At 68.1% G+C, this 13777-nt stretch carries 13 protein-coding genes; 9 read left to right on the top strand and 4 right to left on the bottom strand.

Annotation, left to right across the window (positions count from 1 at the left end):
- Positions 1-39 precede the first annotated feature (39 nt).
- Together QM572_RS00780 and QM572_RS00775 are read right to left on the bottom strand one after the other, a co-directional pair.
- On the bottom strand, positions 40-1224 hold the full coding sequence (locus QM572_RS00780; protein ID WP_415088990.1) for an MFS transporter: 1185 nt from the start codon (positions 1222-1224) through the stop codon (positions 40-42).
- Complete coding sequence (locus QM572_RS00775) at positions 1221-1889, bottom strand: GntR family transcriptional regulator (protein WP_415088987.1); 669 nt, start codon at positions 1887-1889, stop codon at positions 1221-1223. Before QM572_RS00775 ends, QM572_RS00780 begins: the two co-directional genes overlap by 4 nt.
- Before the next feature lie 156 nt (positions 1890-2045).
- Between QM572_RS00775 and QM572_RS00770 the strand changes: the two genes are divergently transcribed.
- From QM572_RS00770 to QM572_RS00740, 7 genes are all read left to right on the top strand, one after another.
- Entirely contained in the window at positions 2046-3149 is a 1104-nt protein-coding gene (locus QM572_RS00770; RefSeq protein ID WP_415088985.1) for an Ldh family oxidoreductase, read from the top strand.
- A complete protein-coding gene (locus QM572_RS00765; RefSeq protein WP_415088983.1) occupies positions 3146-3448 on the top strand; it encodes a putative quinol monooxygenase in 303 nt (100 codons plus the stop codon). Before QM572_RS00770 ends, QM572_RS00765 begins: the two co-directional genes overlap by 4 nt.
- A 16-nt stretch (positions 3449-3464) precedes the next feature.
- A complete protein-coding gene (locus QM572_RS00760) occupies positions 3465-3896 on the top strand; it encodes a cupin domain-containing protein (RefSeq protein WP_415088981.1) in 432 nt (143 codons plus the stop codon).
- Positions 3893-5287, top strand: a complete 1395-nt coding sequence (locus QM572_RS00755; protein ID WP_415088979.1) for an aldehyde dehydrogenase family protein — start codon at positions 3893-3895, stop codon at positions 5285-5287. The genes QM572_RS00760 and QM572_RS00755 overlap by 4 nt, the downstream gene beginning before the upstream one ends.
- Positions 5284-6480, top strand: a complete 1197-nt coding sequence (gene serA, locus QM572_RS00750; protein WP_415088977.1) for a phosphoglycerate dehydrogenase — start codon at positions 5284-5286, stop codon at positions 6478-6480. The genes QM572_RS00755 and serA overlap by 4 nt, the downstream gene beginning before the upstream one ends.
- A 127-nt stretch (positions 6481-6607) precedes the next feature.
- Positions 6608-7996, top strand: a complete 1389-nt coding sequence (locus QM572_RS00745) for a CitMHS family transporter (protein ID WP_415088975.1) — start codon at positions 6608-6610, stop codon at positions 7994-7996.
- Positions 7993-8391, top strand: coding sequence for a universal stress protein (locus QM572_RS00740; RefSeq protein ID WP_415088973.1), 399 nt, complete (start codon positions 7993-7995; stop codon positions 8389-8391). Before QM572_RS00745 ends, QM572_RS00740 begins: the two co-directional genes overlap by 4 nt.
- A gap of 87 nt (positions 8392-8478) precedes the next feature.
- On the opposite strand, the gene QM572_RS00735 is transcribed toward QM572_RS00740, so the two are convergent.
- Complete coding sequence (locus tag QM572_RS00735; protein WP_415088971.1) at positions 8479-8979, bottom strand: hypothetical protein; 501 nt, start codon at positions 8977-8979, stop codon at positions 8479-8481.
- A gap of 378 nt (positions 8980-9357) precedes the next feature.
- Here QM572_RS00735 and QM572_RS00730 point away from each other — a divergent pair, with 378 nt between their 5' ends.
- Both QM572_RS00730 and QM572_RS00725 read left to right on the top strand, forming a co-directional pair.
- A complete protein-coding gene (locus tag QM572_RS00730) occupies positions 9358-10494 on the top strand; it encodes a lactonase family protein (RefSeq protein WP_415089161.1) in 1137 nt (378 codons plus the stop codon).
- The gene (locus QM572_RS00725; protein WP_415088969.1) at positions 10491-11843 is read left to right on the top strand and encodes an SLC13 family permease; all 1353 of its coding nucleotides are present in this window, start codon (positions 10491-10493) and stop codon (positions 11841-11843) included. Before QM572_RS00730 ends, QM572_RS00725 begins: the two co-directional genes overlap by 4 nt.
- Positions 11844-12126: 283 nt before the next feature.
- On the opposite strand, the gene QM572_RS00720 is transcribed toward QM572_RS00725, so the two are convergent.
- The gene (locus QM572_RS00720; RefSeq protein WP_415088967.1) at positions 12127-13653 is read right to left on the bottom strand and encodes an SIR2 family protein; all 1527 of its coding nucleotides are present in this window, start codon (positions 13651-13653) and stop codon (positions 12127-12129) included.
- Between the last annotated feature and the right edge of the window lie 124 nt (positions 13654-13777).

Genomic DNA, 13777 nt, shown 5'->3' with positions numbered 1-13777 from the left:
CGTGCTTGTGGACATGCGGGGGTTCACTGCGCAGCTGGATCAGCCGTCGAGGCGTACGCTCCGCGCGATGCCGAGCGTGGAGCCGAGGAGGGCCGCGGTCGCGACGAGCGCTCCCGCGGCCCCGGTGCCGGCGGCAGCGATCCCGAGCGCGGAGGGCAGCAGGATCTGGCCGAGGCGGTTCCCTGCCAGCCGGAGGGACAGGGCCTGGCCTCGGCGGCCGGCCGGCGCCTGCTGCGTCACCCAGGACATGGTCAGCGGTTGTCCGACGCCGAGCCCCAGGCCAAGGACGGCGACAACGATCACCATCAGCCAGACCGGCATGGGCACCGGGAGCGCGGCCATACCGACCGTCGAGAGCACGAGACTGAGTGCGAGCAGGCGGCCCCGGCCCAGCCGTCGCGCGCTGGGACCGAGCACCACACGCGACGCCATCGAGAAGAGGGCGCGTACGGTCAGCAGGGCGCCCACGAGGCTGCTGCTCATCCCCCGCTCGGTGCCGAGCGCGGGCAGGTAGACGACGGTAAGGTCGACCGCGGCCAGCACAATCGCGCTGGTGGTGATCGCCTTGGTCAGCCCGGGTACGCGGAGCAGCTCGACGGCCCGCTGCCGGGGCGCGGGGGGCGCCCCGTCCGAGTCGGCGTCGCCCTCGGAGCGTCCCACGCCCGGCATCGCGAAGGTGGAGCCGAGTAGGGTTCCTGACAGGATGAGCGCGGCGAGGAAGATGGGACGGGTGGTGGGGTCGACGGCGCCACCGCCCATCACGGCGATGAGCGCCGGTCCGGCGGCCTGTCCGAGTGATGCCGCGAAGGTGTAGTAGCCGAACGCCGAATCCAGCCGGACGCTGGTGAAGCTATTGGCCACCGAGGTCTGCTGGCTGACGATGCAGCCGAGGTGCCCTGCCCCCAGCGCTCCGTTGGCGAGGATGAGGGCGCCTGCCGAGGTCGGCGCAAGCACCAGCAGCACGCAGGAGACGACGACGAGGAGGGCGCCGGCGAGGTGAAGGCGGCGCTCGCCGACCCGGTCGACCCATCCGCCGACGGGCACGGCGAGAAGGAGCGGCACGACGGCGAAGGTCGCGCCGACGGCACCCAGGGCGGCGTTGGGCAGGCCGAGGGCCAGCGCCTCGTAGCTGGTGGTCGGCCGTACGACGAATGCGACTGCCTGGATGAGTGCCGACTGCAGCAGTAGGAGACCGAGGAGCCGCGGATGCGACGTCGCGCTCACCTGGTCGTGGTCAGTTTGTGCTCGATGCTGCGCAGGGCCTCGTCCCGGGCGTTCATCACGTGCCTGCGTGCGGCTGCGGCAGCTCGCTCGGGGTCACCGCTTCCCACGGCCTCGACGATGTCGCGGTGCTCGGCCAGCGCCGTGTCGCGACGGTCCTGGGCGCTGTTAGTCAGTCGCTGGTAGCGCCGCATCTGGTTCGTGATCTGCTCGTGGAGCCTGACGGACCAGCTGTTGTCGGCGATGACTGCAATCTTGTTATGGATCGCTCTGCCCGCGTTCATGGCGTCCTCTGCGAACCCCACGAGGGCAGTGTTGCGGTCGAGCAGGCCGCGGAGCTGCTCGAGGTCGGCCGCTGTCGCCTTAACGCAGGCGGAGGCCGCCATGGAGGACTCCAGGACGGCACGCACGTCGTAGAGCTCGGCGATGTCGCGGGCGTCCAGCCGGGGGACGACCACGCCGCCGGTCGGTTGCTGCTCGAGCAGGTTCTCCGAGATGAGGCGTCGCATCCCTTCGCGAAGAGGGGTCCTGGAGACTTCGAGCTCGATGGCCAGCGCGGGCTCGTAGAGCCGCTGCCCTGGCTCGAGATCCAGGGACAGGATCCGCCGCTTCAACTCCGCGTACACGTACTCGCCACCTGAGACGCGGCGCTGCGCCCTCTCGCTCATCCTCGTCACCCCTCTGTGTTGGTATGCCCATTGTGCACATGTGTACGTGATCGTTCGACTCCCTGTTCGCAGTTGGGCCGGAATCACGACGTGTGACAGGGGACACAGATCCTGGTATCGTGTATACATGTACACATCAACGTGTGAGGAAACCATATGAGACGAGCGAGCGCCGCGGAGCTCCGTCGCTTCGCCAGTTCTGTCAGCCAGTCCCACGGGGTGCCCCCGGACGAGGCTGACCTTCTCGCCGACACGCTTGTCGTGGCCGAGCTGTGGGGCCACGCGTCACACGGGATGCTCCGCCTGCCCTGGTACGTCGACCGAATCGTCTCCGGCGCGACCGAGCCGGCGTGCCACGAGAGCATCCCGCTCGACCACGGCGCAGTGGTGGTGCTCGACGGCAATAACGGCCTCGGCCAGGTCGTGTCCCAGCGCGCCGTTGGTGTGGCGATCGAGCGGGCCCGGGAGCACGGGATCAGCGCCGTCGGCGTACGGAACTCGGGCCACTTCGGCACCGCCGCCTACTTCACCCGCCAGATCGCCGAGGCCGGCTGCGTGTCCATCCTCGCCACGAACGCCAGTCCGGCGATGGCACCGTGGGGAGGCCGGGAGAAGCGGATCGGCACCAATCCGTGGTCGATCGCCGCTCCGGCCGGCGACGCGGGCGTGACCGTCTTGGACATCGCCAACACCGCGGTAGCCCGCGGCAAGATCTATCTGGCCGACGAGAAGAACCTCCCCATCCCCGAGGGCTGGGCGGCCGACGCCGATGGGGCCCCGACGACTGACGCGAAGGCCGCGATCGACGGCCTGATCCTCCCCATGGCCGGACACAAGGGCTACATCATCTCCTTCATGATGGACGTGCTGGCCGGCGTGCTCACCGGCAGCGCGTTCGGTCGCGACGTGGTCGGGCCCTACCACCAATCCGGCCGCAGCGGCGTCGGGCACCTGTTCATCACCATCGATGTCGCGTCCATGCTCGACGCCGACGACTTTGCCGCCCGCATGGCCCGCCTGATCGACGAGGTCAAGTCGACCCCGCTCGCCGCGGGCGTCGAGGAGATCTTCTACCCGGGTGAGATCGAGGACCGAAATGCTGCCCGCATCGAGCGGCAGGGCATCGCAGTCGCCGACGACACCTGGACCTCGCTGGAGGAACTGGCCGTCCGCACCGGGGTCCCCCTGCCCGCCGAGCTGCCCATCGAGCTGACCGCCGAGGCGGCCGGCACCATCGCCGATTCACGGGAGTCCGCATGATCGCCCTCGTCGTGTCCGTCCAGATCGTCCAGGGCCACCGCGAGGATTTCCTGGCCGCGATCGAGGCGAACGCCCGGGCCTCGTTCGAGGACGAGCCCGGCTGCCTCTGCTTCGACGTTGTCTGCGACCAGGCCGACGACCATCACTTCTTCTTCTACGAGCTCTACACCGACCAGGACGCCGTCGCCGCCCATCGCGCCGCCCCGCACTTCGCGACGTGGCGCGAGGCCGCGGACAAGTACGTCGTCCCCGGCTCCCAGGTCAACTGCCTGGCCGACCAACTCTTCCACCACGCCTGAGTCCCAGGAGAAACCCGTGTCCGAGCAGCCCATCGACCCCTGCATGCTGATCCGCCCCGACGACGTCGTCCCGTTCGACCGCGGCGGCGGCGTGCGGACCATCCCGTACGTCGGGAAGTGGAACAGCGAGCAGAACCTCGTCACCACCGGCCAGACCGTCTTCGACGTCGACCGTGGCCTGCCGCTGCACAGCCACAACGTCGAGGAGTCCGTGCTGATCCTCGAGGGCCGGGCGACCGCCCAGATCGGCGACGACTACTTCGACCTCGAGGTCGGGGACGCCTCCTGGGTTCCGGCCGGCGTCCCGCACCGGTTCTTCAACCGCGGTGACGGTGTCATGCGGATCTACTGGGTCTACGGCGGGCGGTACGTGACCCGCACCATGACTGAGACCGGCGAGACCTTCGAGCATCTGTCCGACAACGACAAGGGAGCGCGCGACAAGTGAGCACCACCATCCCGTCCATCGCCGTCGTCAATCCGGCCACCGAGCAGCTGCTGGCGACCTATCCGACCCACGATGCGGACACCATCGAGCAGCTGGTCGCGCGCGGCGCCGCCGCCGCCCAGGCTTGGTCCCGGGTGCCGGTCGCCCAGCGTGCCGCCGCCGTCGACCGGCTCGCCGAGCAGCTGCGCGCCGACGCCGACAAGCTGGCCGAGCTGATCGTCCGCGAGATGGGCAAGCCGTTCGCCGAGGCCAAGGGCGAGCTGGCGAAGTCCGCGACCACGGCCGACTACTACGCCCGCCGCGGCGCCGAGCTCCTCGCGGACGAGCCCGTCGACGTAGAGCCGAGCCGCGCGTGGGTGTCGTATGAACCCCTCGGCCTGCTGCTCGCCGTCATGCCGTGGAACTTCCCGGTCTGGCAGGTCATGCGGTTCCTGATCCCCGCCCTGACCGCCGGCAACGCAGTCCTGCTCAAGCACTCGCCGAACGTGACCGGATCGGCGCTGGAGCTGGAGCAGGTCCTCGCCCGGGCCGGGTTCCCCGAGGGACTGCTCACCACCCTGCTGGTGGCTGAGCCCGAGGTTCCAGCGACGATCGAGGCGCTCATCGCCGACGATCGGATCGCCGCGGTCACCCTGACCGGCAGCAACCGGGCCGGCGCCGCCGTCGGCGCCGCCGCGGGGCGGCACTCGAAGAAGTCGGTGCTCGAGCTCGGCGGCTCCGACGCCTTCGTCGTGCTGGCGGACGCGGACGTCCCCGCCGCCGCCGCGGCGGCCGTGAAGGCTCGCTTCACCAACGGCGGCCAGAGCTGCGTCTGCGCTAAGCGCTTCATCGTGCACGCCTCGGTCGCTCAGGAGTTCACCGCCGCGTTCGTCAAGGCGACCGAGGCCCTTGTGGTTGGCGACCCGACGCGGCTGGGGACCGACGTCGGGCCGATGGCTCGCGACGACCTGCGCGACGCCGTGCAGCGCCAGGTCGAGGAGTCGGTCGCGGCCGGAGCGGAGCTCCTGGCCGGGGGCCACCGGATCGAGGGGACCGGGTACTTCTACGCGCCGACCGTCCTGGCAGGAGCCCGCCCGGGAATGCCCGTCTTCGACGAGGAGACCTTCGGCCCGGTCGCGGCCATCGCCGTGGCCGACGACGACGACGAGCTGGTCGCGCTGGCCAACCAGACCGAGTTCGGACTCGGACTCAGCGTCTGGTCCGCCGACCCCGACCGCGCGCTCGCGGTCGCCCGTCGCGTCACCAGCGGCGCGGCCTTCCTCAACGCCACCGTCGCCTCCGACCCGAGGGTGCCGTTCGGAGGAACCAAGAAGAGCGGCTACGGCCGCGAGCTGGCCGCCGCCGGCGTACGGGAGTTCACCAACATGCGCACCTACTGGGTCGGAGCATGAGCCGCGCGCTGCTGCTGGAGAACATCCACTCCAGCGCCGTCGACACCCTGGAGGCCGCCGGCTACGAGGTCGAGCAGCGCGCCGGGTCGCTGAGCGAGAGCGAGCTCGTCGAGGCGCTGAGGGGTGTGACGCTCCTCGGCATCCGCTCCAACACCCGGGTCACCGAGAGCGTGCTCCGGAACGCGCCGGACCTGGAGGCGCTCGGCTGCTTCTGCATCGGCACCAATCAGGTCGACCTGAAGGCGGCCGCCGAGATGGCGATCCCGGTGTTCAATGCGCCCTACTCCAACTCGCGCAGCGTGGTCGAGCTCGTGATTGCCGAGATCATCGTGCTCTCCAGGCGCCTGACCGAGAAGTCCCAGCGCATGCACGACGGCCTCTGGGACAAGTCCGCCAAGGGCAGCCACGAAGTCCGCGGCCGCACGCTCGGCATCGTCGGCTACGGCAACATCGGTACCCAGCTGGGCGCCCTCGCTGAGGCTCTTGGCATGCGGGTCGTCTTCTTCGACGTCGCCGACCGGCCGGCGCATGGCAATGCCAGGCGCTGCGCCAGCGTGGCGGACCTGCTCGCCGTGGCCGACGTGGTCAGCATCCACGTCGACGGGCGCTTGGGGAACGCCGGCCTATTTGGCGCATCCCAGTTTGCCGCGATGAAGCCTCGCGCGCTCTTCATCAACGCCTCGCGTGGAATGGTCGTCGACGACGTCGCGCTGCGCGACCACCTGAGCTCGGGCCACCTGGCCGGCGCGGCCCTCGACGTGTTCCCGGTCGAGCCGAAGGCTCAGGGCGACGACTTCGTCTCGGATCTGCGCGGGCTTGACAACGTCATCCTCACCCCCCACGTGGCGGCCTCGACCGAGGAGGCCCAGGAGGAGATCGGCTGGTTCGTCGCCGGCAAGCTGGCCGGCTGGGCCACCGACGGCAACACCGGGCTGTGCGTGAACCTCCCCGAGGTGCAGATCCCGCGGACCACCCCCGTCCGCCTCACCCTGCTCCACGCCAACATCCCCGGTGTACTCGCGAGCATCAACGACCTGCTCAGCCGCGCCGAGCTCAACGTCAGCAGCCAGCATCTGACCACCTGCGACCAGCTCGGGTACGTCGTCACCGACCTCGACGCCACACCCAGCTTCGAGATCCTCGCCGAGATCGCGGCACTCCCCGGAGCGCTCCAGTCGAGAGTCCTCGGCTAATCGCCCTCACGACCCGGCGCTGATACCGGCGTCGGGCTCCTCATCCCCGCCTCATGGGGACATCCGCCGCGCCCAACGGCGCGGACGTCCTACCAGCGCGCCCTCGACCGGATCACCTAGGAGAGCCATGCTCGTCGTCCTCGGTTTCGCGATGATCGCGACCTTCATGTACCTGATCATGAGCAAGAGGGTCACCCCGGTGGCGGCCCTCATTCTCGTGCCCATCGTGTTCGGCATCGTGGCCGGAACCGGCCTGGACCTCAACGACGCCATCATGGACGCGGTGTCGTCAGTGGCCCCCACTGCCGCGCTGCTGTTCTTCGCGATCATCTTCTTCGGCACCATGATCGACGTGGGGCTCTTCGATCCCCTCATCCGATGGCTCCTGCGGATCGTGAAGAACGATCCGGTCCGCATCGTCATGGGCACCGTGCTCCTCACCACGCTGGTCTCGCTCGACGGCGACGGGTCCACGACGTTCATCATCGTGACCTCCGCCTTCCTGCCGATCTACCTCCGGCTCGGCATGAGCCCGGTCGTCCTCACCGTGACCGCGGCCCTGTCGAACGGCGCGCTCAACACCGTGCCCTGGGGCGGCTCCACCGCCCGGGCGGCCGCCGCTCTGCATGTGGACCCGATCGACATCTTCGTGCCCATGATCCCGGCCATCGCCCTCACCCTCGTCGGGGTCTTCGGGCTGGCGTACCTCATGGGCCGCGCCGAGGAGAAGCGTTTGGGCGGCTCAGTGACCCTACGTGACGGCGTGCTCATGGAACGCGTGCCTGTCTCCGCCGGCGCCGTCCGGAGCACGGCCGCCGCGGCCGGCTCCGGTGCCGACGCGGTCGACAGCTTCGAGGACTCCCCGATCCGCAGCGACGGCACCATCGTCCGCCCTCATGCCCGACCCAAGCTGGTGGTGCCCAACCTCCTCCTCACGCTCGTCGTGATGACCGCGCTGGTCCAGGGGACCCTGGAGCCCGCCGTCATCTTCTTCGCCGGCGTTGCCGTCGCCCTGGTGATGAACTTCCCCCGCGTCGCCGACCAGGCCGATCAGATCAAGGCTCACTCCGACGCCATCGTCGGCGTCGTCGGGATGGTGTTCGCGGCGACCGTCCTCACCGGGGTCCTCAGTGGCAGCGGCATGGTGGAGGCGATGGCGGACTGGTTGGTGGGCATCATCCCCGACTCCCTGGGGTCCCATCTGCCGGTCATGACGGGTCTGCTGTCGATCCCGCTGACCTACTTCACCAGCAACGACGCCTTCTACTTCGGGGTGCTGCCGGTGCTCAACGAGACGGCGTCGGCGTACGGCGTCTCGCCGGTGGAGATGGCACGTGCCTCCCTGGTGGGCCAGCCACTCCACCAGTCCAGCCCCATCGTCGCCTCGTTCCTGCTGTTGATCGGCCTGGTCAAGGTCGAGCTCGGGGACCACCAGAGGAAGGCGCTCTGGCGCGGCATCGCCCTGGGTCTGCTCATGCTGCTGGCCGGCGGCCTGACGGGAGCGTACGTGCTGTGAGCACCGTCGTCCTGCTGACCCATCCCGCCTCCGCGCAGGCAGCACTGGCCTGGGCGGTCCAGTTCGCCACCGAGCACCGTCACCACCTCCACGTTGTCGTCACCGGAGCGGACACACCAGGGGCGCCGTCGTACGTCTCGCCCAGGGTCCTCGCCGAGCTCGACCAGGCCCTGGTGGCCTCGGGACTGGCGTTCACGGCCCACGTCGAAAGTCGCGACCCGGCCGCCAAGGCGGTTGCGTTGACCGAGGAGCACCAGGCCGACGTGCTGGTGGTCGGCATCCGGCGACGGTCGGTCACGGCGAAGTTCCTGCTGGGCAGCGCTGCCCAGCGCGTCTCACGCGATGCCGACTGTCCGGTCGTACTCGTCAAGGGAGAGCACCTGAGCGGCCCGTGAGGACGTTTCCGACGGTGGTGCCCAGGCGCGGCAATCTGAGCGCGACGGAACCCGACGGCGTCTTTTGCTACGCCTGACCGACGTAGGTCAGCAGGATGCGCTCGGCAAGCCTGGTCTCGGCGGCGGCTCGTGTGCAGGGAGCACGACCGTCGGGTCGGTGCTCGCAACGCCCGCGATGCGGTCCATGTTGCGCAGCGAGTTCGGCAGGTCGCCTGCAGGGCTGTCCACGACGCGCTGGAGGAGGAAGTCCTGGTCGAAGGTGCCGTCGCCAGCGAGAAAGTACGTCACCTCGCCGGTGCGTACGACCACGGAGAGGTAGCCGGGCGTGGGTAGGGCGACGACGGTGCCGTCCTCGGTGAGCGAGATGCTGCCCCCTCGAAGCCGGTCACTGGCGGGCCGTCGAAGCGCCGTCGCACTGGTTCGAACCTGTGGGCCATTGCTGAGGGACAGCGCCGAGGAACGATCCATGGAGGTCCTTGGAGGCTTGGTAGTCCTCATGGGAGACGAGGATCTCGGTGCCGTCGAAGCGCTCGTGGCCGTCCAGCGGGTCGTGGTGAAGGTGGCCAGGAAGAGGGCCTTGAGGTCCATCGCTCGCTGTATGAGGGCGTGCCACTACGCGGGAGGAGCTCGTGAGCGAGGTCGCGCCGCCAGCCCACGAGGATCAGACGCTCGTCGTGCTCGACGAGGTAGGTGGAAGCGGTAGATGTCAGCGGTCGCGGGCGTGAGGTTGCCGGCCAAGGGATATCCGAACGTCGTCAAGGGCCCGGGATGTTTGTCACCCACATTTGATCGGTCCCATCCGAGTGGCAGCTCGCGTCCGGCTGATCCGACTTCGTGTGCAGCGCAAAGAGGAACCTCTGGCGTGTACGCAAATATACATGTATACATGATGTGACGACCGTCTCCTGTGATCTCGCTCGCACCTCGGGCATCCACGGTCGCCGTGAATCTGGAAGGACCACCGGGATGACTTTGGCTGAGGAAGAGGCGGGAACCGTGAAGATGGCTCCGCACGGCGCACATGTCCATGCACGGCGCGCAGATGCGCCTCACGTTCACTACGTCGGCTGCCGTACGACGCAAGAGCGTCAAGCCCTCGGCCAGGGCATCACCGTTTGGAGCCCTCAGGGCGATGGGCGGTGGCGTCACCTCCAGACTCTGGTGACTACCAACCCGTCGTGGCTCGTCCTCAACGAACGGGGCGAGTTCCTCTATGCACTGCACGGCGACGGCGGCACCGTGACCGCCTACCGCATCCTGCGCGGTGGCGACCTCGAGGAGCTCAACACCGTGTCGAGCGGCGGGACCAACCCGGTTCATGCGGTCATCGACCATCGTGGGCGCCTCGTGATCGCCAACTACGCCAGCGGCACGGTGGCGGTGCTGCCCCGAGACGAGCGCGGAGCTCTGGGCGAGCCCACCGCGATCTTGTCCCTCCGCGGCGAACCGGGCCCCGACCCGGTGGGGCAGGCATCCTCCCACCCCCACCAGATCGTGCTCGACCCACGCAGGCGCGTGGGCTATGTGCCCGACAAGGGGCTCGACGCGATCTTCACGATCGACCTCGACCGCGACACCCCGGCCGTGGTTCATGCGGCACCCACGGCTTCGGGCACCGGTCCTCGCCACGCGATCCTGGCAAACGGCGGCGGCACCGACCTGCTCTACGTGGTCGGCGAGCTCGACAGCACTCTTAGCACCTGGGTGCTGCCCGATGGCGGTCCCGAGTTGCACCGGCAGTGGTGTGCGAGCACGCTGTCGGCGCGTGCGGGGAGCAGTACGGCGTCGGGCATCACCGCGTCGGCCGACGGTCGCTTCCTGTACGTGTCGAACCGCGGCGACGACACCATCGCCTGCTTCGCCGTGGCCCCGTCAGGAGAGCCGCGCCTGATCGAGGTCGTCGACTGCCTGGGCGCCTACCCCCGGTTCATCCGGTTCGACCCGAGCACGGGCTCGCTCGTCGTCGCCAACGAGAACAGCCACGATGTGGTCGAGTTCGGTGTCGATTCTGACAGCGGACGACTGTCTCCCGGGCGCGTCCTCGCGCAGACCGGGAGTCCGGTCTGCGTCGTGAGCCGCGGGGGACGGGAGTCGGTCCGATGACCTTCGTGCAGATCCTCTCGCTGGCCCTGCTGCTCGCCGCCCTGGTTCTGTCCATCAGCCGGCGCATCAACATCGGCCTGCTCACCCTCACCGCAGCGCTAGTCCTGATGAAAGCGAGCGGTACCGACGTCAAGACTGTCTTCGCGGCGTTCCCGGCCCAGCTCGTCGTGCTGATCATCGGCGTCACCCTGCTCTTCGCCCACGCAGAGCGCAGCGGCGCCGTCCAGTGGCTGGTCGAACAGGCGGTCCGAGTCACGCGCGGGAACCGGGCGGTCATCCCGTGGGCCGGCTTCGCGATCGGCGCGGGGATGTCCACGATCGGCGCCTTCCCCACAGCCCCGATCAGTCTCCTGCTGCCGATGCTCGCGCTCCTGGCCAAGCGCCATCGACTCAACTACACGATGCTCGCCGTGGTCTGCGTCCTGGGCTCCAACGCGGCAGGCCTCTCGCCGCTGAGCCCGGCCGGGGCGCTGATCAAGACCATCGCCGATTCCAAGGGCATCACGTACTCACCATGGAAGCTCTACGGCGTGGTCCTCGCGCTCCACGTCGTCGTGTGCGCGGTCCTTCTGGCCGGCGATGCGACACGCTCCCGGCTGCGCCCGCGCGAGGTTTTCGCCATGAGTGTTGGACACGCCGGCGCCGCGTCTCGGAGCGACGGGCCTGCGACGCCTCATTCGGCAGGCTCGAGCAGCACGCACGCCACCGGTGGCGATGAGGCTCGGACCCCGGCGGCCGCGGCGCCGGACGACGCGCCATACCTGCTGGCGTCCCTGGCGTCGCTGGTGGCCTTCGTCGGCCTCGTGCTGGCCTTCAAATTCGACGTCGGTCTCACCGCTTTGGCGCTGGCGCTGCTCCTGCAGGTGGTCTTCCGCGCCGACGAGAGGCAGCTGATCGCCGCGGTGCCTTGGAACGTGGTGATCCTGCTGTCCGGCTTGGTCGTCTACTTGGGTATGCTCGACACGGTCGGGACCTTGGACTCGGTGGAGTCGTCGTTGAGCAGCATCGGCAGCCCCGTCCTCCTCGTGTTCGTCCTGTGCTACGTCACAGGGATCATCTCGAACATGGAGTCCTCGACCCTGGCGGTCCTCGGAGTCATGGTGCCCGTAGGCCTCGGCGTCACGAGCGGATCCTCCAGCGACGCGTTCGCGGTCATGGTGGCAGTCACCATGTCGGCCGCGGTCGTGGTCATGAACCCGTTGCACATCGCGGGTGCGCTGATCATCTCCAACACCGAGGAGTCACGGCAGCACGCCCAGTTCCGCAACCTCCTGCTCCTCGGGATCTCGTTGACTGCGGTGGTGCCAGGGCTCATTGCCCTCTACCCAGTTCTCACGGGTGTTGGCTGAGCACGAACGTTCGCCGCCGCCCGCAAGCCCCAGAACCGGGAGAGGTGGAGTCTCGCCGATCGCTTTCCAATATCCGCATGGCGGAATGACAGAAGCCCGAGCGATACCTCAAAACGGAACTGGGGTCTCCACGCCACAGACTCTGCCCCACGTGGATGCGTCAAGCCACGCCTTTCGCTCACCATGGGCGTCCTACGGCGGCCGGGGCTACGCTCTATACGCGCGGCGAACTCACCTGGCATGCGCAGCACCCGCTCGAGCCGCACGGCCCTGACTCCCGCAGTCAGGAGTCACTGCGGCCGTAACGCATCCAGTCGTAGGCCACTGCGGCCTTGCCGTACTGGGTAGCCCACCAATCTTGGGACCGCCTGGCCTTATTGCGGATGAGGAACTCCCGAAGACCTTCGACATCATCTGTCAAGGACGGCAACTTCGTGGCATTGTTCAAGATGCCTTCCACCCCTATGTCCGCTTCCAGTTCGGCCACCGCGACTAGTTTCGGCTCCAGCTTGAGCTTGCCGAACATCCCCGCGTACTTGTCCGCCCGCTTCCTAGCCGCCGCGTTCACGGTGACCTTCGGGATCCATTTGCCGTCCTTCCAGAGGCCGGCGCCGACGAGGAATTTGAAGACGGGCACGTAGGTAGTGATCGCGTGCTTTCCCAGTGCCTTGCCGACGACCAGGTCGCAGGGCAGGTTCCGATCGGGACTTTGAAGCACCTCGTCCATGAGATCCCACCGCGTGAGGCCGACAACGCCGACCGCGGTCATCTTCGCGCCGACGCCAAACACCACATCTAGGGTGTCGCGGTCGTCCTCGATGGCGGAGACGGCAACCAGACGTCCGTCGGGGTCGTTGCTCTTCACCAGCTCGAAGACCTGCTCCTTCAGGACACGGAGGATGCGTGCCGGCATTGCTCGGTCTCGGGCGCCGAGCGCTGTAAACACTTCGGTGAAGTCGGGCACCGTGGCACGGATGATGGGCAGCGATACGCCGCTCACGTTCATCACCGTGGTGGCGATGTCCGGCGGCTCCGAGGGATTCCACTCCACGAAGATGAGTCGATCCTGCAGTTTGGAGACGTTCTCGGGTCTGAGGCCGGTGATCAGCGACTCCAGCAGCGCCTGGATATTTGGGTCGCCGAGACTGTAGCCCAAGAAGACAACTGGGTGCTCTACGAAGATGGTGGCCAGTTTGGCCGCGAGGTAGGCGTTCCGGGCGTTGTAGTCCGCATAATCTTCAGCGGTAAGGATGAGCGACTCAGGTCTGCGCTCCGACCCATGGATGTAGTAGATCTCCGCAATGCCCTGTGTGTCGGAAAAGAGCAGCTCGTCCTGCCCTACGAAGGGCCGAAAGTCCGGGAATACCTCAAGCAGCAGCCGATCGTAGTTCGTGGTGATGATGCCGTCGATCACGGTGTCTTTGAGCAGTTCGAGCTCGGATTCAAGGTCGGGCGGGACGGAGAAGGCATCCATCGCTGTGCGGGTGTACTTCGCTACCTCATACTTCAGGGGCGAGTCCCGGGCGGCGACCGAGTCCTTCCAGTCCTTCACCGAGTCCGCGAACACCGGGTCACTCCACCACTTGTCGTAGAAGGCGTCCGCGATCATGGACGCGGCCTTCGGGTAGTCGTCGCCGGCCGCGCCGCGGTAGTACTCGAAAGGTTGGCCGGTCATGTCGGCGAAGTGACTGAGCAGGCCCTTCCAGTCGCCCAAACCGACGTAACGGCGCGAAAGTCCTGCACCGACGAAGAGGTACGGACCCGCCAGAGAGTGCAGGTGCTTGCGCAGGTAGTCCTCGACCTTGGCCATGTGCCCGACCCTAGTGCCGCTCACTGACGGTTGGCGGCACCTCCGCCCGAGCGGTACCCGCGATGTGCGGCGACATTGAGTCCTGGTTGCCCTGTGCGGAGAGGCCACGTCCCCGACTAAGCAC

Origin of the sequence: Nocardioides sp., from assembly GCF_047607365.1 — a bacterium.
In the GTDB taxonomy this organism is placed as follows: domain Bacteria; phylum Actinomycetota; class Actinomycetes; order Propionibacteriales; family Nocardioidaceae; genus Nocardioides.
The sequence above is the reverse complement of the archived record's forward strand: the minus strand, read 5'-3'. Positions and strand labels throughout refer to the sequence as shown.

Coding starts and splice junctions, on each gene's coding strand:
- QM572_RS00775 (WP_415088987.1), bottom strand. CDS start 1,889: ATGAGCGAGAGGGCGCAGCGCCGCGTCTCAGGTGGCGAGTACGTGTAC.
- QM572_RS00770 (WP_415088985.1), top strand. CDS start 2,046: ATGAGACGAGCGAGCGCCGCGGAGCTCCGTCGCTTCGCCAGTTCTGTC.
- QM572_RS00765 (WP_415088983.1), top strand. CDS start 3,146: ATGATCGCCCTCGTCGTGTCCGTCCAGATCGTCCAGGGCCACCGCGAG.
- serA (WP_415088977.1), top strand. CDS start 5,284: ATGAGCCGCGCGCTGCTGCTGGAGAACATCCACTCCAGCGCCGTCGAC.
- QM572_RS00745 (WP_415088975.1), top strand. CDS start 6,608: ATGCTCGTCGTCCTCGGTTTCGCGATGATCGCGACCTTCATGTACCTG.
- QM572_RS00735 (WP_415088971.1), bottom strand. CDS start 8,979: ATGGACCTCAAGGCCCTCTTCCTGGCCACCTTCACCACGACCCGCTGG.
- QM572_RS00730 (WP_415089161.1), top strand. CDS start 9,358: ATGACTTTGGCTGAGGAAGAGGCGGGAACCGTGAAGATGGCTCCGCAC.
- QM572_RS00725 (WP_415088969.1), top strand. CDS start 10,491: ATGACCTTCGTGCAGATCCTCTCGCTGGCCCTGCTGCTCGCCGCCCTG.
- QM572_RS00720 (WP_415088967.1), bottom strand. CDS start 13,653: ATGGCCAAGGTCGAGGACTACCTGCGCAAGCACCTGCACTCTCTGGCG.